Origin of the sequence: Microvirga sp. M2, assembly GCF_047497095.1 — a bacterium.
Taxonomy (GTDB): Bacteria; Pseudomonadota; Alphaproteobacteria; order Rhizobiales; family Beijerinckiaceae; genus Microvirga.
This window is the reverse complement of record NZ_CP134064.1, coordinates 220,233-243,267: the sequence shown is the minus strand read 5'-3', so window position 1 is coordinate 243,267 and position 23,035 is coordinate 220,233. Positions and strand designations below refer to the sequence as shown.

At 61.7% G+C, this 23,035-nt stretch carries 23 protein-coding genes; 16 read left to right on the top strand and 7 right to left on the bottom strand.

Translation table 11 applies throughout. The annotated features are described in order from the left end of the window. Positions 1-138: 138 nt before the first annotated feature. Positions 139-840, bottom strand: coding sequence for an IS6 family transposase (locus RE429_RS20910; RefSeq protein ID WP_414475280.1), 702 nt, complete (start codon positions 838-840; stop codon positions 139-141). 447 nt (positions 841-1,287) lie between these two features. On the opposite strand from RE429_RS20910, the gene RE429_RS20905 reads away from it, so the two are divergent. The 4 genes from RE429_RS20905 (at position 1,288) to RE429_RS20890 (ending at position 4,803) form a co-directional block, all read left to right on the top strand. After that, complete coding sequence (locus RE429_RS20905) at positions 1,288-1,464, top strand: hypothetical protein (protein ID WP_414475279.1); 177 nt, start codon at positions 1,288-1,290, stop codon at positions 1,462-1,464. A 456-nt stretch (positions 1,465-1,920) separates the two neighbouring features. Further along, positions 1,921-2,163: a hypothetical protein gene (locus RE429_RS20900; protein WP_414475278.1), complete on the top strand. Its 243-nt coding sequence runs from the start codon at positions 1,921-1,923 to the stop codon at positions 2,161-2,163. A gap of 208 nt (positions 2,164-2,371) precedes the next feature. Next, complete coding sequence (locus tag RE429_RS20895; RefSeq protein ID WP_414475866.1) at positions 2,372-3,469, top strand: carboxynorspermidine decarboxylase; 1,098 nt, start codon at positions 2,372-2,374, stop codon at positions 3,467-3,469. A gap of 41 nt (positions 3,470-3,510) precedes the next feature. Beyond that, positions 3,511-4,803 (top strand): saccharopine dehydrogenase family protein, encoded by a 1,293-nt coding sequence (locus tag RE429_RS20890; protein WP_414475277.1) that lies wholly within the window; start codon positions 3,511-3,513, stop codon positions 4,801-4,803. A 217-nt stretch (positions 4,804-5,020) separates the two neighbouring features. Here the strand turns inward: RE429_RS20890 and RE429_RS20885 are convergent, their stop codons facing one another. Both RE429_RS20885 and RE429_RS20880 read right to left on the bottom strand, forming a co-directional pair. Then, positions 5,021-5,470 carry a DUF1801 domain-containing protein gene (locus tag RE429_RS20885; protein WP_414475864.1) on the bottom strand — a complete coding sequence of 150 codons (450 nt, stop codon included), beginning with the start codon at positions 5,468-5,470 and terminating at the stop codon, positions 5,021-5,023. A gap of 158 nt (positions 5,471-5,628) precedes the next feature. Then, positions 5,629-6,033, bottom strand: coding sequence for a GFA family protein (locus tag RE429_RS20880; protein WP_414475276.1), 405 nt, complete (start codon positions 6,031-6,033; stop codon positions 5,629-5,631). 103 nt (positions 6,034-6,136) lie between these two features. On the opposite strand from RE429_RS20880, the gene RE429_RS20875 reads away from it, so the two are divergent. The 3 genes from RE429_RS20875 to RE429_RS20865 all read left to right on the top strand — a co-directional run bounded on the left by RE429_RS20875 (position 6,137) and on the right by RE429_RS20865 (position 8,136). Continuing rightward, positions 6,137-6,604, top strand: coding sequence for a MarR family winged helix-turn-helix transcriptional regulator (locus tag RE429_RS20875; protein WP_414475275.1), 468 nt, complete (start codon positions 6,137-6,139; stop codon positions 6,602-6,604). 75 nt (positions 6,605-6,679) lie between these two features. Beyond that, on the top strand, positions 6,680-6,904 hold the full coding sequence (locus RE429_RS20870; protein WP_414475274.1) for a hypothetical protein: 225 nt from the start codon (positions 6,680-6,682) through the stop codon (positions 6,902-6,904). After that, complete coding sequence (locus RE429_RS20865) at positions 6,904-8,136, top strand: anion transporter (protein ID WP_414475863.1); 1,233 nt, start codon at positions 6,904-6,906, stop codon at positions 8,134-8,136. The genes RE429_RS20870 and RE429_RS20865 overlap by 1 nt, the downstream gene beginning before the upstream one ends. Before the next feature lie 123 nt (positions 8,137-8,259). On the opposite strand, the gene RE429_RS20860 is transcribed toward RE429_RS20865, so the two are convergent. Then, on the bottom strand, positions 8,260-8,733 hold the full coding sequence (locus RE429_RS20860; RefSeq protein WP_414475273.1) for a nucleoside deaminase: 474 nt from the start codon (positions 8,731-8,733) through the stop codon (positions 8,260-8,262). Positions 8,734-9,137: 404 nt separating this feature from the next. Here RE429_RS20860 and RE429_RS20855 point away from each other — a divergent pair, with 404 nt between their 5' ends. Together RE429_RS20855 and RE429_RS20850 are read left to right on the top strand one after the other, a co-directional pair. Next, positions 9,138-9,392: a hypothetical protein gene (locus RE429_RS20855; protein ID WP_414475272.1), complete on the top strand. Its 255-nt coding sequence runs from the start codon at positions 9,138-9,140 to the stop codon at positions 9,390-9,392. A 377-nt stretch (positions 9,393-9,769) separates the two neighbouring features. Further along, positions 9,770-10,579 carry a hypothetical protein gene (locus tag RE429_RS20850; protein ID WP_414475271.1) on the top strand — a complete coding sequence of 270 codons (810 nt, stop codon included), beginning with the start codon at positions 9,770-9,772 and terminating at the stop codon, positions 10,577-10,579. A 340-nt stretch (positions 10,580-10,919) separates the two neighbouring features. Here the strand turns inward: RE429_RS20850 and RE429_RS20845 are convergent, their stop codons facing one another. After that, positions 10,920-11,858, bottom strand: a complete 939-nt coding sequence (locus tag RE429_RS20845) for a LysR substrate-binding domain-containing protein (RefSeq protein WP_414475270.1) — start codon at positions 11,856-11,858, stop codon at positions 10,920-10,922. Between the two features lie 158 nt (positions 11,859-12,016). Between RE429_RS20845 and RE429_RS20840 the strand changes: the two genes are divergently transcribed. The 7 genes from RE429_RS20840 to RE429_RS20810 all read left to right on the top strand — a co-directional run bounded on the left by RE429_RS20840 (position 12,017) and on the right by RE429_RS20810 (position 21,013). Beyond that, positions 12,017-13,054 carry a Rieske 2Fe-2S domain-containing protein gene (locus RE429_RS20840; RefSeq protein WP_414475269.1) on the top strand — a complete coding sequence of 346 codons (1,038 nt, stop codon included), beginning with the start codon at positions 12,017-12,019 and terminating at the stop codon, positions 13,052-13,054. Positions 13,055-13,118: 64 nt separating this feature from the next. Continuing rightward, entirely contained in the window at positions 13,119-14,282 is a 1,164-nt protein-coding gene (locus RE429_RS20835) for a 2Fe-2S iron-sulfur cluster-binding protein (protein WP_414475268.1), read from the top strand. Between the two features lie 164 nt (positions 14,283-14,446). Further along, complete coding sequence (locus RE429_RS20830; RefSeq protein ID WP_414475267.1) at positions 14,447-15,997, top strand: ABC transporter substrate-binding protein; 1,551 nt, start codon at positions 14,447-14,449, stop codon at positions 15,995-15,997. A 105-nt stretch (positions 15,998-16,102) separates the two neighbouring features. Beyond that, a complete protein-coding gene (locus RE429_RS20825; protein WP_414475266.1) occupies positions 16,103-17,068 on the top strand; it encodes an ABC transporter permease in 966 nt (321 codons plus the stop codon). A gap of 1 nt (position 17,069) precedes the next feature. Next, a complete protein-coding gene (locus RE429_RS20820; protein ID WP_414475265.1) occupies positions 17,070-17,927 on the top strand; it encodes an ABC transporter permease in 858 nt (285 codons plus the stop codon). After that, positions 17,917-19,578, top strand: a complete 1,662-nt coding sequence (locus RE429_RS20815; RefSeq protein ID WP_414475264.1) for an ABC transporter ATP-binding protein — start codon at positions 17,917-17,919, stop codon at positions 19,576-19,578. The genes RE429_RS20820 and RE429_RS20815 overlap by 11 nt, the downstream gene beginning before the upstream one ends. Before the next feature lie 37 nt (positions 19,579-19,615). Continuing rightward, the gene (locus RE429_RS20810) at positions 19,616-21,013 is read left to right on the top strand and encodes an FAD-binding oxidoreductase (protein WP_414475263.1); all 1,398 of its coding nucleotides are present in this window, start codon (positions 19,616-19,618) and stop codon (positions 21,011-21,013) included. A gap of 20 nt (positions 21,014-21,033) precedes the next feature. On the opposite strand, the gene hutC is transcribed toward RE429_RS20810, so the two are convergent. Beyond that, on the bottom strand, positions 21,034-21,774 hold the full coding sequence (hutC, locus tag RE429_RS20805) for a histidine utilization repressor (protein ID WP_414475262.1): 741 nt from the start codon (positions 21,772-21,774) through the stop codon (positions 21,034-21,036). A 148-nt stretch (positions 21,775-21,922) separates the two neighbouring features. After that, a complete protein-coding gene (gene hisC, locus RE429_RS20800; RefSeq protein ID WP_414475261.1) occupies positions 21,923-23,035 on the bottom strand; it encodes a histidinol-phosphate transaminase in 1,113 nt (370 codons plus the stop codon).

The window sequence follows — 23,035 nt, the reverse complement described above, 5'->3', positions numbered from 1 at the left end:
TGTTGAAGAGCACCACTTGAGGGAGGCGTCCATGGGCGAGGTCAGCACGATTGGGTTGGATCTGGCGAAGAGCGTGTTCCAGGGACGGGCCTGTCACGTTAACCTGAAGGGACGGTCATAGGCCCTAACTTGTGAATCTCAGGCAAGCACACCAGTTGCAGCTTTCCATGCCGCCACCTCCTGGAGGCGGTGCAGGTGGGTGGCGAGAGCAGACCGGTGTGAGCGAGGTGGTACGGACAGGTTCCTGACGGATGAAAAGATGGTTGTGAACCGCTGCAGACCTCCCGCAGACCGAAAGCCCTGCATCATGCGCTCTCGCTTTCGCAGCGGCACGTGCGAGTTCTCCGCTCTGTTGTTCAAGCCCTTGTGGGATCGGTGCTCAACGCTTGGCATAACCTGCCGCTTGGCGGCCCCGTATGAAGGCAACTCGTCGGTGATGATGCGCTTGGGCGCCACGCCCTGCTTCTTCATCCGGCGGATCAGCAAGCGCTTGGCTGCCTTGGTGTTGCGGCAACCCTGGACGACCTCGTCAAGCACATAGCCGTCCTGATCGACCGCGCGCCAGAGCCAGTGCTTCTTACCCGCGATACTGATGACCACCTCGTCCAGATGCCAAACGTCATTCGAGCGTGGCGGCTTGCGACGGAGGCGCCGCGCGTACTCTGGTCCAAACTTCCTACCCCATCGACGGATTGTCTCATAGGACACGACAATGCCGCGTTCGAGCAGCATCTCCTCGACGAGCCGCAGGCTCAGAGGGAACCGGAAGTACAGCCAAACGGCATGAGCGATGATCTGAGGCGGGAACCGATGGCGCGTGTAGCTGACAGACCTGGTCATGCTACCGTTCCTACCGCAGAGGCCCTGACCAAAAGTTATCGTGACATCACCGCGAAGAACTCGCCTGGCTTGATTTTGCCGAACTTCTATTTACGGTAAGGATCATGATGACGCGGCTTTACCTTCCATATCGTCACACGGGGTGCCTCCTCGCAGGCTACTAGTCCCCGAAGACCGGTCTTCCCATCGCGGTGCCCGTTCTTCGGGGCTCTGACGCTGACACCATTCTGCGGGACCTGATGGCGCAGGTGGATGATCCGTCGCCCTCTTGCCAGAGCACGACCATCTCGGTGCATTGGGGCAACGCGGATATTTCAGGAGTGGTGGACCCGGCCGCAGAGCGCGACGCCATTTCCCCGCTGCCGACAACACACCAGGAAACGGATCGATCCAGGGCCGCTGACCCTGCGACGCCGATTGATGTTTTGATCGAAGAGGACAATTCCGATGACACGCCGTCGTGCAACTCTCAATGCCGCCACCCTGTTCAGTGGCGTGTGCCTGATGCTCGGAACGCCCGGTGCATTGGTGATCGAGGCAATGGAGCTCCTTGCGATCTACGGTGTGGGCGTCCTCGGCTTTGCGGCCTGGGTTTCCCGGGATGCGTACCTGAGGCATCAGTGACAGGTGAGCCGGATGCCGGGGATCTGGCCGTGCCTTCGGCGCCACGATCCTCTCCCGTATCCCGCTGCCGATAGCCATGCGAATGTCGTCGCTTGCCTTATCGAAGGGCTACAATCGCCCGCGGGATCTCATAGGCCCCGATCCTGCGCTGCGCGCGTGTCTCTTCAACGTCTCCGCCTTCAGGCAGATCTTCAACCTGAAGGGGGATGCCGCAATCTCCGCAGGATCGGGATATCATTCTTTGTCGCTTGCGCGCGGGATGTAAGCCAGCGGCTTCGGCTTGCAGCGATCGCCCGGCTGTCGGTGTCGGCAGCGGGAGAGTTCTCGGCGTCGGCATCTCGATCGCGCAGGCAAGCCGCGACTGCGGCGCACATTATGATGTTGATTAATTTGTGTAATCGTATATGACATGATTTCACCTGATGCAGGTTTCATCTGCTTGTTGGGGAGGACGCCATGTCTCGCGACGCCCTTTTCCAATTGAGGATGGACTCAGTTCTGCTGAATGCCACCCAAACGGAAGAAATCCTTGCCAAGCGCGTCGATCTGACGCGCATTGCGGCAACCGATACTGCAATGACAGGCCGTGACTTCGGTGTTGTCGCGTTGTCCGTTGCCGGCCTGTTTCGTGCCGAGAGGAAGAGCCGGGGTAACAGCGCCAAAGCGCTGATTGAGAGCGCATTCGCAAGCGCACCCTGATCTCACTGAAGCCGACTCCCTGCCGCCATCTTCATGAGGCGCGTCAAGCGCAGGAATGGCTTCATCTTCATTCTTCATGGCGCAGCCCTTTGGCGCGCGAGTGACCTGAATCCGGCGGTGCAGGCCGGTCTATCCCATTTTGATCTCGCGGCTGCCCGCGATCATCTCCCTCGAGCGTCACGTCGCTCGAGGGCTGGAGCCATCGTTGATGATAGGAACGCCCTACTACCAAATCGATAAGAGCGCCTTGCTTCGCAACATGCGGATCATTCAGCATGTTCGGGAACGGTCCGGCGCAAAAGTTCTGCTCGCCCTCAAATGCTTCGCCACATGGTCCGTATTCGACCTCATGCGCGACTACATGGACGGCACGACCTCTTCGTCCCTGTTCGAAGTCAAGCTGGGCCGTGAAAAGTTCGGTGGCGAAACTCATGCCTATAGCGTCGCCTTTGCCGATCACGAAATCGATGACGTCGTCGCGAATGCGAACACGATCATATTCAATTCGATCAGTCAGTTCGAGCGTTTCGCGGACAAAACGATCGCGCTCGACCGCGGGATACGCCTCAATCCTCTGGTTAGCTCGTCGGATTTCGACCTCGCCGATCCGGCCCGTCCTCACAGTCGTCTCGGAGAATGGGACGTGTCGAAGGTTGCGGCGATCGTAGACCGTGTCGATGGATTCATGATCCATAACAACTGCGAGAACGGAGACTTTGCCCTGTTCGACCGGCTTCTCGGCCAGGTCGAGGAGAGGTTCGGCTCGCTGCTGGAACAGGTCGAATGGGTCAGTCTCGGCGGCGGCATCCACTTTACGGGCGAAAACTACGCCCTCGATGAGTTCTGCCGCCGCCTGAAGGGCTTCTCGGAAAAGTACGGTGTGCAAGTCTACCTGGAGCCCGGCGAGGCCGCGATCACGAACAGCACGACACTCGAAGTAACGGTTCTCGATACCCTCTTCAACGGCAAGAATCTTGCGGTCGTCGACAGCTCCATCGAAGCGCACATGCTCGACCTGCTGATCTACCGGCAGAGCGCGAAGCTTACCCCGAATGCCGGACCGTACCGGTATATGGTGTGCGGCAAGTCGTGCCTTGCAGGCGATATTTTTGGTGAGTTCTCGTTCGATCGGGAGCTTCAGGTCGGCGACCGGATCTCCATCCAGGACGCGGCCGGCTACACAATGGTGAAGAAGAACTGGTTCAATGGCGTAGCGATGCCGTCGATCGTGGTACGCGAGCTCGACGGCAGCCTGCGGGTCATTCGAGAGTTCTCCTTCGGCGATTACCTCTCCAGCCTTTCATAAGGCTTCCCCTCAACCTGCAAGGAAGGAGCATTCGCAGCAAAATGAGGAAGAACATCCTGATCATTGGCGGCGGTGGCGTCGCCCAAGTGGTTGCCCACAAATGCGCTCAGCACAACGACGTGCTCGGAGACATCAACATCGCATCGCGCAGCATTGCCAAGTGTCGTGCAATTGTCGATTCGGTCCGCGACAAAAAGACCATGAAGGTCGATGGAGTTCTTGCGGCCCATTCTCTGGATGCGCTTGATGTCGAGGCGACGAAGAGGCTGATCGAAAGCACGCGAAGCCAAATTGTGATCAATGTCGGCTCTGCCTTCATCAACATGTCCGTGCTCTCGGCCTGTATCGGCACGGGAGCAGCCTATATCGATACGGCGATCCATGAGGATCCGCTGAAGATCTGTGAAACGCCGCCGTGGTACGATAACTACGAGTGGAAGCGGCGTGAGGAATGCGCGGCGGCCGGCGTGACCGCTATTCTCGGTGCGGGGTTCGATCCGGGTGTGGTCAATGCCTACGCGGCACTCGCTCGGGACGAATATTTCGACCGGATCGACTCGATCGACATCGTCGATATCAATGCGGGCGATCACGGGCGCTGGTTTGCCACAAATTTCGACCCGGAGATCAACTTCCGCGAGTTCACGGGCCAGGTCTGGTCATGGCAGAACCGGCAGTGGACGTCGAACAAGATGTTCGAGATCCAGAAGGATTGGGATCTGCCGGTCGTCGGCACCCGGACGGCCTACATGACCGGGCACGACGAAATTCATTCGCTGTCGAGAAACCTGGACGTGCCGGACATACGCTTCTGGATGGGATTCGGAGAGCGTTACATCAATGTCTTCACCGTGCTGAAGAATCTCGGCCTGCTCTCGGAACAGCCGATCCGCACTGCGGAAGGGCAGGAGGTGGTTCCGTTGAAGGTGGTCAAGGCGGTCCTGCCCGATCCGTCGTCGCTCGCGCCGGAATACACGGGGAAGACCTGTATCGGCGACATGGTAAGAGGAGTGAAGGACGGAAAAGAGTACGAGGTCTTCATCTACAACGTTGCGGATCACAAGGAGGCCTATCTCGAAGTCGGCAGTCAGGCGATATCCTACACGGCCGGGGTTCCGGCTGTGGCTGCCGCCATCCTGATCGCCAAAGGTCCCTGGGACGTTAAGACGATGGCCAATGTCGAGGAGTTGCCGCCGCGTCCTTTCCTCGGGCTGTTGGGCGATATGGGGCTGCCGACGCGGATCAAGATCGGCGACGAAGATCGCGAGCTCGTTTTCGGCGAGACAACCGAGGGGGCTGTCCGGAGTCCATCGCCGATGACCGCCGCCGCATAGCTCGCGGTTGCCGATCCGCCTTGCTCGAAGTTGCGAAAGGGGAGCACCGGACGCCGGTGCTCCCCTGAGCATAAGTCCTCCAAAGCAGGACCCGGTCCCACTGGGAAGATGCTCCCTTCCTGGAAAGAGCGCATCGTTTGCGCGGACCCGAAGGGCCACGTTCGTGAAAACCGGGTCCCCTTTTCGCTCGCGCGGCCCGCCGGGTCCGCACGGTGCGCTAGGACGATCTTCTCGAATGCGGTGCACCAGAATGCGGTGCGCGTCCCCGCTTCTGGGCGGTGGAGGACGTGTTCAGTGCGACAGCGGCGCGAATGAGTGCCTTCAACGGCTCTTCATCGATGTTGTCACCCTCGTGAAAATCGATGGCGCGTCTGACGTTGCCTTCGAGACTGGAATTGAAGAGGCCCGAAGGGTCCTCCAGCGAAGCGCCTTTGGCGAAGGTCATCTTTACGACGTTCTTGTATGTCTCGCCGGTACAGATGATCCCGGCATGCGACCATACGGGGACTCCTCTCCATTTCCACTCTTCGATGACCCTGGGCTCGGCTTGTTTCATGATCGCGCGGATCCGGGAAAGCATCTCGCCCCGCCAATCGCCCAGTTCTTCGATGCGCTCACTGATCAACTCAGACGGCGGTTTTGCTTCCTGAGCTCCGCTTTTCTCCATGATCTTTCTCCCTTTGCGGTGCTTTTGGGCCGCACCAAACCGGATACGGGCGATGTCGTTTGAGGATTCCCGCTCGCCCTGCAGGTCCTCGCCGATCATGCGACTCGGGTCGCTCGGGCGGCAAAGCGGTTTCACGTTTCCCTCGATGCGGGACCCTTTTAGAGATGGCACGTGAACTTAGGGGATTCTCGCCAGTTGTCGTTGCGCCCATCGGCGAAATTTACGGGCGCTGCCGCAAGCTCATCTTCCGGCACATCGTCAAGGCAGTTTACCCGGACGGAGACGAAATCACCACCGATCTCCGGAATGTTTCCGGTGCTGAAGGAATGGACCCCGCATACCTTGCAGAACTTGTACTTGCCGACGCCCGTTCCGAACGAATATTCGGCGACATCTTCCGGCCAGCAGCGGAGCCGGAAGGCAGCCGGCTTCACGATGGCGTTCCAATTCCGCGTCTTCATGCAGATCGAGCAGTTGCAGCGCCCCGTTCCGCCTGCGAGGTCGATGTCGACTTCGAAAGTCACCGCTTTACAATGGCAACTTCCCCTGTAGGTCTTCATCATCGCTCATTTCCTCCCATGCCTGCGAACCAGGGGACGCTGCTTGCAACCATTCGCCCTATATGACAACATATTGTCAATGCAGAACCAATAGATAAGCGACAATATGCTGTCAACGAGGAAGCCGCGCCGGACACCGGAAGGTGAAGCCTTCGCCAAGCTGGCGTTCGCCGTTTTGCGGCTATCGGGCTATCTCACCGCGGCAGGCGATGCCTTGACCAAGCCTCTCGGGCAGAGCAGCGCGAGATGGCAGGTTCTGGCAGCAGCTTCGCATGGAGCGCTTTCCGTTGCGCAGGTCGCTCGTGTCCTCGGCATGAGCCGGCAAGGCGTGCAACGGGTGGCGGATCTTCTGGTCGAGAGCGGCCTCGCAGAATATCAGCCGAACCCGCTTCACAAGCGGGCGAAGCTCCTGAACCTCCTGCCGAAGGGGCAGGAAATTCTGGCCGAGATTCGGCTGCGGCAGGCCGTGTGGGTCGATGAGATCGGAAAGCGATTCAGCGCGGAGGATCTTGTCGCCGTGGAAGGGCTGCTGAATCAGGCAATAGATGCGCTTTCGGAACATGACACACCCTAGGCATCCATGTGGGCTTAAGCCCCCTGTGGAGTAGAGGGGGCTGCCCGGACCGATAGGGGGCCCTGACAACGCCATATGTCCCTGCGCGATACCATGCTCATTTCCGCGCGGGATTTCTACAAGCGGTTCGGATATACTCCGAGGATGCTCAGCGGGCCTTATCCCTTCTCTCTTCATGCCTACCCGCTCGTGGGGGCGCGACTGCCTGACGGGGGCGGGCCTTCGCTGTTCGCGAAGCTGTTTGGCGTCGCGGAGCAGGCCTCCCTCGACACGAGGGCTCTCGCGGGCAGGGCCGTATGATGGAAATTGGAATTCTGGCCAGCGCAGCCATCTTCGTCCTGACCTATGGCGGTATCGCGCTCGGCCGAATTCCGGGGCTTCGCCTTGACCGCGCCGGCATTGCTCTGCTTGGTGCCGCATCGATGCTGGCAGCCGGCGCGCTTACCCCCGAGGAGGCGTACCACGCCGTCAATCTCGACACGATCACGTTGCTGCTCGGAATGATGGTCATCGTGGCGCATCTGCGGTTGTCCGGATTCTTCCGTCTGGTGAATGGCTGGGCCGTCACCCACGCTCATTCGCCGCTGGTGCTGCTGTCCGTGGTCACGCTGACCACCGGTGCTTTCTCGGCCTTCCTGGTCAACGACGCGGTGTGTCTGGTGATGGCTCCTCTTGTGCTGGATGTGACCAAGCGTCTCGGACTGAGGCCCGTACCGTACCTGCTGGCCGTCGCAATGGGCTCGAACGTGGGCAGCGTCGCGACCATCACGGGCAATCCTCAGAACATGATCATCGGGGTGATTTCCCAGATTTCCTACGCAACCTTTGCGGCTGCCCTCGTGCCGGTGGCGGCGGTGGGCCTGATCCTTGTCGTCATTCTGGTGACGCTTCTGTGCGGGAGCGAATTCCGAATCCCGAAGGTGCTGGCCGCAGATGCCGGGCCTAGCCGGATCCATAAGTCCCAGATGCTGAAGGCCATCCTTGTCACCGTGGGGGTGGTGGTCGCGTTCTTCGCCGGCGTGCCGGTTGCCAAGGCAGCCATTTCCGGCGCAGCGCTGCTGCTCGTGACGCGGCAGGTAAAGCCGGGAAAAGTCTACCGGGAGATCGACGGGCCCTTGCTGCTCATGTTCGCAGGGCTCTTCATCGTGGTGGCCGGTGCGGAGAAGGCTCTGCTGTCGCCCGACCTGATCGAAGCGGTACATGGGCTGCGACTGACCGACACCTGGATTCTCACCGGCGTCACGGCGGCTCTGTCGAACCTGGTGAGCAACGTTCCCGCCGTGCTCGTGCTCAAGCCTTTCGTTCAAGGGCTTCCCGACCAGCAGAGGATCTGGCTGGTGATCGCCATGGCCTCGACGCTGGCGGGCAATCTCACCCTGGTCGGCTCGGTGGCCAACCTGATCGTGGCCGAGAAGGCGCGCGCTGCAGGCGTCGAGATGGGATTCGGGATCTATCTTCGCGTCGGATTCCCGTTGACGCTCGCGACATTGACGGCGGGCGCGTGGTGGCTGTCGGGCGTTTCAGGTTCCTAGAGCATCGTTTTCGCGGACCCGGAGGGCCACGTTCGTGAAAACCGGGCCCACTTTTGCGTTCGGTGTCTGGCGACGGCTGCCGATGGCTCGCCTTGCTCCTTTCCGGAAGGTCAGGCGCGGCACTCACGAGGTGGCCGCGGACGCCGCGTCCCTCCACATTGCGTAGAGATCGTCTCCGCCGGGGCGGACGGGCAGATAGGCGATTTTGAGCGATTGTTGCGACGGCGGCTTCCCGAGTTCGGCATAGACGGCTGCCGTCGATAGGCCATAAGGTTCGCCGTCCTCGTTGGAATAAGCAAAGGTTACTTCGCGGATGCCTGTCAGGTGCATGGCGGCAAGGCACATGGGGCAGGGTTGTCCGCTGGCATAGACCACGCAGCCGTCGAGGCGTGGGCCACCAAGAACCCGGCTCGCCGCGCGGATCGCCTGGAGTTCCGCATGGGCGGTCGGGTCGTGCGTCGCGATGATCTCGTTGACACCCGTAGCGATGACGGCGCCGTCCTTGACGAGGATGGCGCCGAAAGGTCTGCCGCCCTTGCGCACGTTCTCGCGCGCAAGTTCGACGGCCTCACAAAGAAAGCGTTCCGCATCAGCCATGTCGCTTCTCCCATTCTTGTACCGGCGAAAAGGGGGCGTAACCGCCGTCGTTGGTTTTCGGAGCAGCCATCCTACTCCACAAAGGCATCCGGCTAAAGCTCGCGACCAATCTGACCTCTTCCGAAGAGCCCGGGCCTCTTGGGACCCGGGGCCTGCACGACTTGCTTTCGCGGGCGATGGAGCTATGGTGCGGGCATCATGTTCAAGCTCGTGACACCTCTTCGCTTCATGGCGCATGCGGGCTGCCTCAAAGCAGGCGGGTAGGCCCCGACGACCGGCTGGACCTTTGGGTCGCCGGTGCTCGGGGGACATGAATTCTCAACGAGACCATCCATGCGAAAACCGGGGCCGCTTTTTCGCACGATGCGCCAACGTCGCGGGCCGTTCCACTCTTCGACGCCAGAATGCACTCGCATGTGGAATTCCGGGAGGACGTTCCCTGGGGTGGCCGGTATGCGGCGCTCGTCTATCGAGACGAAGTCGATGGCGGGGAGGGCAGGATTGCCGTTCTGTCGCCGGAAGGTGCGGCGCCGATCGGCCTCGGTGGCGGGCAGTCGATCATGTGGTGGGCACCGAGCGGATGGCGCAGCCTGACGCCGTTGCGCGTACTCCGCGAACTGCAGGGGCGCACCACCGAACCACGCAAGGAGAGCCCATGACGTTCTTTCGGACGATATCGCCATCCGACGATGCCGATGGAGCCGTCCATTCACCAGCCGACACGCGAAAGGAGTACCGCAAATGCTGAGCCAAACGCTTTTTTCCATTGTGATGATCCTGGGATGCTTTCTTGCCTATCAGGCGGTTATCCGCTCAGGCACTTCGCGGCATCCTGACGACCACACTCCTCGATGACGGATGCCGGACGATCATGGCTCGTCCGATCTCTGGTGTGCCGTCCCATGGCGCAGGGGCGCATCGTGCATTAACATTGAGACGGGCATCTCATCGAGCGACCCGGCGATAGCTCTCGGCTGCTGACGATAGCCTTTCCTGTCGCCGGGTCGTAGACTGGATCGCGGAAGGGCAGCCAGACATGCTATTGTCGCTCCTCGCCACGCAGCCGGTGTGGCTGTCCAGCATCCTGCTGGTCGGTATGATGTCGCTTGTCGCGATGGCCGGGCCGGTCGTCGTGCGTCGGCGCGTCGACTTGACTCGATTGCGTCGCAACAATGAGGTCGCCGGTTTCCTGTTTGCCACCATCGGCGTGCTCTATGCGGTCATGTTGGGCTTCGCCGTGATCAGCGCGTGGGAAAAGTTCAGCGACGCCGAGAACATCGTGGCCCAGGAGGCCGCCGCCGTTGCTACGCTGTACCGTCTGGCAGAGGGGATCGGAGGCGACCCCGGCATCGCACTGCGCACCAGCCTCGACCGGTATATCACGACGGTCGTTGCGGAAGACTGGCCCGCCATGGAGCATGGGGAAGGCAGCCATGCCGTGACAGAGACGCTGAGTGCGGCCTACAGGGCGCTGCTCACGTTCACGCCCAGCGATAGTCGCGGGGCCGCCTTGCTGGAGGAGGCCCTCCATCAGCTCGATATGGTCACCCAGACCCGTCGAACCAGGCTCGTCCTGGCTCCTGGCATCATTCCTCGCGTGCTCTGGCTCGTGCTGTCCGGTGGCGCGGTCGTGACGATCGGCTTCACGCTATTTTTCGGGACCGAGAGCCTGCGCGTTCAGGTGATCATGACAGCCATTCTGTCGTTTCTGATCTTCTCAGGACTGCTGATCATCACTGCGATCGATCACCCGTTTGCTGGGACCGTAAAGGTTCGCCCGGACGCACTTCTGGCTCTGCTGGAGGACTTCCGCGCCCCGGCTCCGCCGCAACCGCCCTCGCGGTAGCGTCCACCATCCGGCCATACCTCAGCAGCGCGATTCGTGCCGGTATTCTTTATCGGATCCGGACCTTCTCAGAAGCGGCCTCTCCGATCATCCATGAGGAATTGCGGCGCATCTGCGCCGGGCGCCCGGTGCCTCCATCCTTGTCGGCCACGGCGACAGCGCTCCGGTTCACAACCCATCCTACGATTTCGACGATGAAGCGGTTCCTTATGGGGTCTCGTACCGGGTCGAGCTGGCGAGCCGTGTCCTGCCGCGGGAGGCTTGAGCGGCAGGCCGGACATGCCGACGAACCGAGACGGCGTAATAAGAGGTTCGGTCGCTTATCGATCCGGGTGAAGCCTCATTGAACCTGTTGTCCGACGAGTTCGTTCAGCAACTCCTGCCGCCGTGCCCGTCCGACGATCCAGCGGTGAAATTCCCTTGCACCGCTCTTGTTGAAGACCGGACCGTTCCACGCAAGGAAGTACGGAGATGATAGCCGAAGCTTCTGAGGGAAGGGCGCAGCGAGCCGGCCTGCGCGCAAATCCTCGGCCACCATGGCACATTGGCCCAGGGTAAAGCCGCGTCCCTCGACGGCCGCCTCGATCGCAACACTGGAGAGTGAAAACACGAATGAATGGCGCAGGCCGTGACAATCGACGCCGAGCTGCTTCAGCCAATCCTGCCATGTCGGAGGCGACGGGAATTGAGGTTGCCAATCGATGCTCAGAAGAGGATAGGCCAGGAGATCGGCGGGCGTCTTCAGCGGAGGACCGGACTCCAGCAGCTTGGGGCTGCAGACGGGAATGACGCTGTCGGTGAACAGCATGACCGAGCTGTCGTAATTCCTCACGCGATCGCCATAGGTGATGCGGAAGTCCGTACAATCCTCTTCCAGCCGCGGTTCGAGGTGAGTTCCCTCCAGGTGGACGCTCAGGTCCGGACAGCTGTGCTGCCATTCGAAAATAAGGGTCGCGAGCCACTTGCTGGCGAGCGAGGGCAGGGCACTGATGACCAGGCCGCTCGACCAACGGGCACGCTCGATCTCCGCCTGCGCCCGGCGGAACTCCTCGAAACCCTTCGTGATCGTTCTGTAGTATCGCTTCCCGATGTCGGTCAGCACCAGACTGGTTGTGCTCCGGACGACAAGCTGCAGGCCAAGTTTTTCTTCGAGAAGCCGGATCTGCTGGCTCACGGCGCCGGGAGAAACGTTCAGCTCGCGGGAAGCCTTGGTCATGTTCCCGCAACGACCGACGGCCTCGAAAGCCTGGAGCGCACGAAGAGGGGGCAATTCGGCCATTCGCATCACCGGATCGAAGTGCCGGGCGGCACCATGTCAATATCCTAGTCTTTAGCTTTTCTAAAAACAATCTCAGCGGGCGCCCGGTTGTGGGTGCGTTCTCTCACGTTCATTCTCGGTGACGCAGCAAGGGTTCAGTCCAAAGGGAAGACGTCGCGATGTTTCTTAGGAATTCTTGGTACGTGGCAGCATGGGACCATGAGGTCACCCGCTCGTTGCAGCCGGTCGAGATGTTGGGCGAGAAGATTGTCCTCTACCGCAAGGAGAATGGCGAGCCGGCCGCGCTCGAGGATGCCTGCCCTCACCGGAAGCTCCCGCTCTCCATGGGGCGCCTGAAAGGCGATCAGGTCGAATGCGGCTATCACGGACTGACTTTCGATTGCACCGGCACCTGCACACGCGTGCCGGGCGCGGAGCGTGTCCCCCACATCGCCCGGGTCCGCAGCTACCCCATCGTGGAGCGCTACGGATTGCTCTGGGTCTGGATGGGACGGCCGGAGCTCGCCGATCCGGCGACGATCTTCCAGGTCGAGCATTGGGGGGATCCGGCCTGGGGCGTCAACCGTGGCGAGTCCATGGTCATCGATTGCAATTATCTCTACATGACCGACAATCTCCTGGACCCGTCCCATGTCGCCTGGGTTCATCAATCGTCGTTCGGAAGCTCCGCCTGCGAGGAGGCGCCGCTCCAGACAGAAGTGACCAGCGACGGCGTCATCGTTTCGCGCTGGATGATGGACGTGGAGGTCGCCCCCTTCTACGCCAAATTCGTGAAGTTCAGAGGGAACAGCGACCGCAAACAGCATTACGAGGTCAGATACCCGAGCCATGCCATCATCAAGGCAATCTTCACGCCCGCAGGCACGGGTGGCCCCGACGGGCCGCTGCATGAAGACGTGTTCCTGATGGACTCGTACAACTTCATGACGCCCGTCGATGAAAACAGAACGCGATACTTCTGGTTCCAGATGCGCAATTTCGATGCAGACAACGAGGAAACGTCGCACGAATTCGCCAAGTCGGTGCGCGGCGCCTTCGAAGAGGATCGGGTCGTCCTGACGGCCGTCCACGAAGGCATGGCGAATAAACGGACGCCTAACCTCGATCTCCAGATCGATGCGGGGCCGCTGCGCTTTCGCAAGCGCCTCGGTCAACTGATCGGCGCCGAGGCCGAGCAGCCAATGGCCGCTGAATAGGTTCACGCGCGTTCCGGCCACGAAGGGCGCAACCGTGCCCTCCGTGGTCGCTCGGCCCCCGATCATGCCTTCGTACCTGACTGATCCGATGAATCCTGAACCGACAGAGACGTCCTTCTCCGACTACAAGATCGTCGCAAAGCGCCGCGAAAGTGAAACGATCATGTCGCTTGAACTGACGCCCGTATGTGGGTCGTCCGTCAGACCATTCATCCCCGGACAGTTCATCGTCATGCGCTTGCCGGACGCGAGCGGTTCCGGGAATTTGCTCCGCCACTACAGTATCTCCAGCAGTTGCAGGCTCACACATAGCTTCCGTATTAGCGTGAAGCGCGAAATGCCGCCGCCACATCTGCCTGACGCCCCGGAGGGGGTGGGATCCAGCTATCTTCATAACGCTCAGATCGGCACCATCCTGTCGGTCCATGGGCCGCGCGGCGAATTCTGCCTCGATCGCACAAGCCTCCGGCCGGTCCTTCTTCTGAGCGGGGGCGTCGGCCTGACGCCGGTGGTCAGTATGCTGCACGAGCTCGCATCCGATACCGAGAGGCCGGTGTTCTTCGTCCATGCCTGCGAGAACGGCAGGGTTCACGCTCTGAGAGACGAGGTCCTCGCCCTGGCCTCAAGCCGTCCCGGCATCGGGATCCACTTCTGCTATCGTGTGCCGACGGACGTGGATGAGGCCGCCGGAGCCTACGACAGCAAGGGCCTGATCACGAAGGAGACACTGCAGGCGCTCCTGCCACTGGACGATTACGACGTCTATATGTGCGGCCCGGCTGGGTTCATGCAGGCGAACTACTCGCTGCTTCGCGGACTCGGTATTCCAAAGCATCGCATTCGTTACGAGTTTTTCGGACCGGCCACGGTACTTGCCACTGGCGACGAATCCCCGTCCCCTGCAGAGACGACCATTCGCAATGCCGGGCCTTCTCCCGGACCTGACCCTGCTCAGAAAGACGGGACGTCAGAAGTAACCGTGAGCTTCAACGGTTCTGCTGCGCCCATACCTTGGCCGAATGGTGCCCGATCACTCCTGGAGCTTGCCGAATCCGTGGGCCTCGAGCCGCCTTTCAGTTGTCGTGCCGGTGTCTGCAGCACGTGTACAAGCCGCCTCCTCAGCGGCGAGATCGAATACTTCGAGGAACCGCTGACGCTGCCCGGTCCCGGTGAGCTGCTCCTGTGCTGCTCCAGGCCGAGAACATCCGTCGAGATCGCTTTTCCTTGAATGTGCAGACGTGCTGCCCAAGCCGACGGGCGTCACGACGTCGAATATGTGCGGATCGAGGAGCAGACATCGCTCACAATCAGCGGAGCAGCAATCAACAAGAAGACAGTTCATCCGAAACTGCGCCAAACGACAAAAAATCTATCCCAACGGGAGGAAAGACAATGCACGACACAATCATCATCGACAGGCGTGGTTTGCTCCTTGGAGCAGGCACTTTGGGCCTGGCAAGCTCGCTTCCGCTGAAGGCGAGGGCCCAAACACCTCGTAAGGGCGGCGCGCTGCGTATCGGCATGGCGGACTTTTCCACGTCCGAGACGCTCGATCCGACTCTGATGGACTCGCAGTTCCAGCAGAACCTGCATTGGCAGTTGCGAAACAACCTCATCGAGGTCGGTCCCGGGGGAGTTTTGATCCCGGAGCTCGCGGAGAGCTGGGAAGGCTCGAAGGATGCGAAATCCTGGACCTTCATCCTCCGCAAAGGAGTGACGTTCCATAACGGCAAGCCGTTCACCGCGGACGACGTCATCTATTCATTCAACCTGCATCTCAAGGAGGGATCGAAGTCACAGGCCCGCCCGCTCCTGGCGCAGGTCGCTTCGATGAAGGCAGACGGGCCCAACACGGTGATTTTCGACCTGAAGGACGCCAATGTCGGATTCCCGGCCATCACGAGTGCCGTTGGCCTTTACATCGTGCCGAACGGAGAGACGGATTTCGACAAGGGTGTCGGTACCGGGGGCTACATCCTCGAGCATTTCCAGCCGGGCGTGAAGTCTGTCGTGCGGCGCAATCCGAATTACTGGAAGGCCGACCGCGCACATTTCGATACCGTCGAGATGATCTGTATGAAGGATGCTACAGCCCGCGCCAACGCGCTTCTGACGGGGCAGATCGATGCGTATAATTCGGTTGATGCGAAGACGGTCTCCTTGCTTCAGCGCAGCAATGCAATCCGGATCAACCGAGTCAGAAGCAAGGCGCATTTCGCTTTCCCGATGATGGTCGATCAGGGACCGTTCACGAGCAACGATGTTCGCTTGGCCATGAAACTCGCGATCGACCGGGAGGATATCGTCAAGCGCATTCTCAACGGATTCGGTTCTGTCGGCAACGATCACCCGTTGTCGCCCGCCTATCAGATGTATAGCGCGGATGTCCCGCAACGGTCATACGATCCGGATAAGGCGAAATTCCACCTGAAGAAAGCGGGCGTTTCGGATCTGAAAGTGCAGCTGCACGTTTCCGACACCCCTTTCACCGGCGCGACCGATGCTGCCGTGCTCTACAAGGCTCATGCGGCCAAGGCGGGCATCACGATCGACGTGGTGAAGGAGCCCGAGGACGGATATTGGAGCTCGGTCTGGTCGAAGAAGCCCTTCTGTGCGACCCGGTGGAGCGGACGTGTCAACGAGGATGTCATATTCAGCCTCGTCTACACGGCGGACGGCATCAAGGCAGGCTGGAACGAAACCCGGCTGAACGACGATCGCATCAACCGCCTCGTCGAGGAGGCCCGCCGCGAGTTCGACACCGAGAAGCGCCGCACGCTTTATGCGGAGCTCCAGAGGATCGTTCACGACGATGGCGGATCGAACATCTTCGCCTTCTCCGACTTCATCGATGCTGTCAGCAGCAAGGTGACGCATGGCGAATTGTCGGGCGAGTACATGCTCGATGGCAGCCGCGCCGCCGAGCGCTGGTGGTTTGCCTGACCCGCTGCGGTCCTACGCGCCACCGCGCCGGCAAGTGCCTGCGGTGGCGCAATGTCCCGGGACGACGCCAGGGCAGACGATACCCGCCCTGAAGGGATGGTGCCGATGAATGTCATACTCTCCATTTCAGCCAAGCGACTGGCCCTCGGGCTGGCGACGCTGCTGACGATTTCACTGATCGTGTTCTTCTCCGTGGAGCTCTTGCCTGGCGACCTCGCGGAGGCGGTTCTCGGCCAGGGCGCGACCCCCGAGGCCGTGTCCGCATTGCGCCACGAACTCGGCTTGGACCGTCCGGCGGCGGTGCGGTACGTGGCGTGGGTTGTCGACCTGCTGCACGGAGATCTCGGTCGTTCCCTGGCAACAGGCCGGTCCGTGGTCGAGCTGGCCGGTGACCGGTTGGGAAACACGGTCGTCCTCGCCCTGGCGGCTGCGGCGATCGCGATGCCGATCGGGATCGGCCTCGGCATTCTGTCGACGGTCTATCGCGGCCGGGTCTTCGATCGTGTGGCTTCCACGGCATCGCTGGCCGGAATTTCCTTCCCGGAATTCTTCACCGCTTACATGCTGGTGGCGATCTTTTCGGTCAAGCTCGGCTGGCTGCCGGCCGTTGCGTTGGTGGGATCCGGAGAGAGTTGGATGCAGCGAATCGCGCTGCTGACATTGCCGGCTTTGACCCTGGCTCTGGCCGTGATCGCCTACGTGTTGCGCATGACCCGCGCGGCCATCGTCGGCGTCATGGCTGCGCCTTATATCGAGATGGCTCATCTCAAAGGCATTCCGCCAGTCTCCATCGTCATCCGGCATGCGCTGCCGAATGCGCTTTCCCCCATCATCAACGTCGTCATCCTGAACCTGGCTTATCTCGTCGTCGGGGTCGTCGTCGTCGAGGTGGTGTTTGTTTACCCGGGACTGGGGCAGCTTCTGGTCGACTCGGTTTCCAAGCGGGACATTCCCGTCGTACAGGCCTGCTGCATCATTTTCGCGGCGACTTATGTGCTTCTGAATCTGCTCGCCGACATTCTGTCGGTCCTGTCCAATCCCAGGCTGAAGCGGCCCCGACAGCAGGTGTGAGATGAACATTCTCGATAAGCTCGAACACGCGCCTCTGTCGGCCAGGATCGGAATCGGGATATTGGCGGTCAATCTGCTCTGTGTCCTGTTCGCGCCGTGGATCGCGCCCTATGCGGAGGGGCAGATCGTGGGCGATCCCTGGGCACCGGGCCTCATGGGGGCAGCGGCGGGCGACCCCGCGTCGACGACCTGGCTCGGGACCGACCATCTGGGACGCGATGTGTTGACCCGGCTGATCTTCGGCGCCCGAAACTCGATCCTGATCGCTCTCCTGACGACCGTGATTTCGTTCTCGGTCGGAATTACCTGCGGCCTTTTCGCGGCGACGATGCGCGGCGCGGTCGATCAGGTTCTCAGCCGTATCGTCGACGTCATGATGGGCTTTCCGACCCTGATCTTCGCCTTGATGGTGTTGGCGGTGCTCGGATCGTCGGTCCCTGTCCTCATCGGGGTCATCGCCCTTCTCGACGCAACGCGCGTCTTTCGCATCACCCGGGCCGTCGCCATGGATCTCGAGGCTCAGGACTTCGTCGAAGTCGCGAGATTGCGCGGCGAAAGCATCGGCTGGATCATGCGCCGGGAATTGTTGCCGAACGCCATTGCCCCACTGGCGGCAGAATTCGGGCTGCGGTTCTGCTTCGTGTTCCTTTTCATCGCGACATTGAGCTTCGTCGGATTGGGAATTCAGCCGCCGACGGCCGATTGGGGATCAATGGTGCGAGAGAACGCGGCGGCGATCTCGTTCGGCATCCTCATGCCGCTGTTTCCCGCTTCCGCCATTGCGCTTCTGACGGTTGCCGTCAACTTGATCGTGGATTGGGCCGTGGCATCGACGAGCGGAGCGCGCGATGACAATTGAACAACGGATCGTTCCCATGCACGCAGCGATGCATCGCGAGGCCATTCTCGAGATCCGTGGGCTCGAGATGGAAGGGTTCAGCGGCGGTTCCTGGCACAAGATCGTGCACGGGCTCGACCTGACCCTGCACCGGGGCGAGGTCCTCGGGCTCATAGGCGAGTCGGGTGCCGGAAAGTCGACGATCGGTCTCGCCGCCATGGGCTACGCCCGCGCCGGATGCCGCGTCGTCAGCGGGACGGTGCACTTCAGGGGACGGGATCTCCTGCACATGCCTTCCGCGGAACGCCGTGCGTTGAGAGGCTCGAAGATCGCGTATGTCGCGCAAAGCGCGGCGGCGTCCTTCAATCCCGCGCGACGGCTCATGGATCAGGTCGTCGAGGTCGCTGTGACCCGGGGAGGGCGCTCGCGACAGGAGGCAGTCCGGGATGCCCAGGATCTGTTTCGCCGCCTGGCTCTTCCGAATCCCGAAGCGATCGGCTTCCGGTATCCTCACGAAGTGTCCGGCGGCCAGCTCCAGCGGGTCATGACCGCAATGGCGATGGTATGTTGTCCCGACATCATCATCTTCGACGAGCCGACGACGGCCTTGGACGTGACCACTCAAGTCGAGGTCCTGGCCGCGATCCGCGGGATCGTGGAGGAGTTCCAGACCGCTGCGATCTATATCACCCACGATCTCGCCGTCGTCGCGCAGCTCGCCCACAGAATCATGGTGCTGCGGCACGGCCGCCTGATCGAAGAGGCCCCTACGCGGACCATGCTGGCGCATCCCCAACATGACTATACCCGTTCCCTGTGGGCTGTGAGAAAGCTGGCGAAGGATGCCGAGCCGAGGGGCAACGAGCTCCTGACTGTGAGGGATCTCACGGCCCATTACGGCACGCTGCCGGCTCTGGAGGACGTCACGGTGGAGATCGAGCGTGGCCGCACGGTGGCGATCGTCGGCGAATCCGGTTCCGGAAAATCGACGCTCGCCCGGGTCATCACGGGTCTCCTCAAGCCCAGCTCGGGGGAGATCACGTTTTCCGGCGAAAGGCTCCCGCGTGCCGTCAGGGATCGGAGCAGGGAGCAGCTGCGTCGCCTGCAGATGATCCATCAGAGCCCGGATGCATCGCTCAATCCACGCCACACCGTTCGCGAGATCATTGGACGGCCTCTCGCGTTCTATTTCGGGCTGAACGGGCAAAGGCGCGAACAGCGCATCGTCCAGCTTCTCGACATGATCGAGCTGAGCGCGAAGTTTCTCGATCGTTTGCCCGCTGCGCTCTCAGGCGGTCAGAAGCAGCGCGTCTGCATTGCGCGTGCCCTTGCGGCCAATCCGGAATTGATCGTCTGCGACGAGGTGACGTCCGCTCTCGACCAACTCGTTCAGGAGGAGATCCTGAAGCTCCTCTTGAGATTGCAGAGGGAGCTGTCGATCTCCTATCTCTTCATCACGCATGATATCGCGACGGTCAGAGCCATCGCCGACCAGGTCGTCGTCATGCACAGGGGCAGGGTCGTCCAGCAAGGCACGAAGGCGGAAGTCCTCACGCCGCCTCATCCTGCCTATACGGAGCTTCTGCTGTCGTCGGTTCCGGACGTCGATCCGGAGTGGCTCGACCGACTTCTGGCGGCCCGCCGGCCCGATGTCTCCAGCGTGGCATCGTGACGAGATCCTCTCACAACGGAACTGTCGGAGATTTTGCATGCGCCACGCGCAGGACATCGAAGAATTGCGCGGCATGATCGGCGGGGGATCCGTGCAAGGGCAAAGTGAACTTGCCGGACGGGATCCAGGATGGGATGCGCGAAACCTCAGGGCATTCGCCGCTGTCCGGCCGGATTCGCCCGATGCCGTCGCGAACCTCCTGCGCTGGTGCTGTCCGAGGGGGATCCCGGTCGTGCCTCATGGCGGACGAACGGGCCTGGTCGGCGGCGCCGTCACGAATCCCGAAACGCTGATCTGTGATCTGGGCGCACTCGATCGCATCGAAGAGATCGATCCTGTATCGGGCATCGCCGTGGTCCAGGCAGGCGTGACACTGGGCGCACTGCAGGAGGCCGCGAGTGCGTTCGGGCTCGATCCCGCCATCGACCTTGCTGCGCGCGGCTCGGCGACGGTGGGCGGTCTCATTTCGAGCAATGCCGGCGGAATCATGGCATTTCGATCCGGTGTCATGCGCCATCGCGTGCTCGGGCTTGAAGCCGTGCTCCCGGATGGAAGCATTTTCAGCGATCTGACCCGGGTCATGAAGACAAGTGCCGGGTACGATCTCAAGCACCTGTTCATTGGCGCGGAAGGAACGCTCGGGATCGTGACCCGTGCAGTCATCAAGCTCGAGCCATTGGTCCGTGCGCGAGCGACCGCTCTCGTCGGCGTGGACAACGCGGCCGCAGCCCAGAGAGTCGTGACGTACTTTCTGTCGCGCGGCGGTACGAATCTGCGCGCCGCGGAGATCATGTGGCGCAAATACGCGCAGACCACCGGCGCAGCCTTGGGATTCGAGCATGGCCAGCTTCCTCTCGACGCCGACTGCCTCCTGGCGCTTGAACTGGGCGGAGATAGCTTCGAGGCTGCTTCCGCGGCATTGGAAGACGGATTGGCGGCGATCTATGAGGATGCGGGGATCATCAAGGACGGCGTCGTCGCCGGTTCCGTGCAACAGGCCGACCGAATCTGGCGGGTTCGCGAGGACACCGAGATCCTTTACCGTCTCCATCCGCAGGCGCCTTCGTTCGACGTTTCCGTTCCAGGGAGAGCGATCGACAGCTATGTCGATCGCCTCGGCCCGGCGCTCAGGAGCATCGACCCGCCGTTGGATCCGTATGTCTTCGGCCACCTGGCCGATGGCAATCTCCACATCGTGCTCAATATCGAAGGTCCGTTGCCGGCGGCCGTCCAGCAGCGTGTCGAGGAGATACTGTATGGGCCTCTCGATGCGATCGGAGGGTGCTTCTCGGCGGAGCACGGGATCGGTCTCAAAAAGCGGGCGGCTTTCGAGCGCTACGCGGATCCGGTGAAGCAGAAACTCTCACGCGCCATCAAAGGTCTTCTCGATCCGAAGGGACTGCTCAATCCCGGGAAGGTGGTCGACCCGCTCTGAGGCGCCCGTCCCGGCCTGGATTACGCCCCTGCGGGCTTCGATCGGTCCGGGAACTGCCCTGTCCCGGCCGGGGAGAACCGGCCGACCAGCCGGTGACGCTCGCCGGGGTAGGTAATGCGGGCCTCCGTCATGAAGATGCCGGCCTGCCACGTTCGCCGCTCCAGGAGCAGGCATGCCGTACCGGGCGGGATTTGAAGGTGCTTTTGCAGCTTGGCATCGGCATTGACCGCCCGAATCACGTGCTCCGCATCCGTCCAGGGCACCCGGTTCAACAGCCATGTTCCCGGGGGCATCTGCTCGAACTGCTCCGTGCGGGCTTCCGGCACGGCGGCAAGATTGATGATGCGCTCCTCGTAGGCTTCCGGCTGACCTTCCACGAGATGCAGCGTCGTGACGCAGAGCACTTTCGCGCCGGCTCGGGCACCGGTCCGCGCTGCGGCTGCGGCGTCGATCGCCTCCACGCCGCGGTGCAGGACCCTGTGCTGGTACGTCTTGCCGGCGCGCTCGGCTTCCAGCGCGAAATCCTGGATCTCGAGAACCGCGCGGTCGGCGCTCGGGGCAGCCACGACGGAACCGGCGCGACGTTTTCTGATGATCAATCCCTGATTGGCAAGGGCCGAGAGAACTTTGTTCACCGTCATGCGTGAGCAGCCGTACTGCTCCGCCAGTTCGGTTTCGAAGGGAACCCGGTCTCCGGGCGCCCATTCGCCCGACATGATCCGCCTTTCGATATCGTCCCGGATCCGCTCATAGATATGCATAAAAACTCGTCCCGTACTCCGGATTGCTCCTGGAAATCCTTCTTTACTCGCGAATCCGGCGCCGGGATATGGATATCGTGGCCGGCCGCGCCATCATCTCACCGGGCTTATGTCCGGTATGATGGCCGGGCGGGTTTTCACCGATGCCCTAGACCTTAGAAACCGCCAGAGCCCGCAAGGCGAGGAGCAGCCGGTCGTTTTCGTCAGGATGACCGATCGTGACGCGCAGGAAGCGCTGGTAACCGTCTTCCCGCCACGGCTTGACGATGACGCCTTCCTTAAGCAGGCGATCGGCGATGTCGGTGCTGTGGCTATGGCACGCGAAGAACAGAAAGTTGGTCTGCGACGCCGCAGGCGCATAGCCCATATCCTGCAGGGCCGATGCGACACGCTCCCGCTCGGCCCGGATGCGCGCCACCGACGCCTTCATCCACGCCTGGTCGCCCAAGGCCGCGAGGGCGGCCGTCTGAGCGGCGACGTTGACGTTGAAGGGTGTCTTGGCCTTCCGGATCGCATCCGCGATCCGGATATCGGAGCAGACCGCATATCCGACCCTGAGCCCGGCCAGGCCATAGGCCTTCGAGAAGGTCCTGAGCACGACGTAACGGATATCCGTCCCGGCGAGCAGGGCGACGCCGTCAACGCGCGCCGCCTCGTCGGCATACTCGAAATACGCCTCGTCGAAGACGAGGACCGTTTCGCGGCTCATGGACTTGAGAATGGCGTCCAGGGCCTCATGCGACAGAGCGGGCCCGACCGGATTCCAGGGAGAGCTGAGCATCAGGAGCTTCGGCCGCCGGGACAAGGCGTCGAGGATGGCCGGTCGGTCGAAGGCCAGATCCGGTGTCATAGGGATCTTCACGACCGTCGCTCCCATCGCGCGCGGCTCGATTTCGTGGAGACCGAAACTCGGGGCCACGGTCGCCACGTGGTCGCCCGGCAGCAATAGGGCGCGCGAGAGGGCCGCGATCATCTCCTCGGATCCATTTCCGACGACGATGTGATCGGGATGGGTGGCAAGATGCTCGCCCAGTGCCTCGCGCAGAACCATGCACGCCGGATCCGAATAGCGCCACGGCTCCAGCCCTGTCGGAGCGAGGGCTTCCAGAACCGCAGGAGAACAGCCGTCGGGGTTCTCGTTGCTGGCCAGCCGCGCGATGGATTGGCGACCGCTGGCCCGGCGCGCCGCCCCGATGCTCATGCCGGCATTGTATGGCGGAAGGACGACGATGTGAGGGTTGAGGCCGATCGGGTCTGTCAC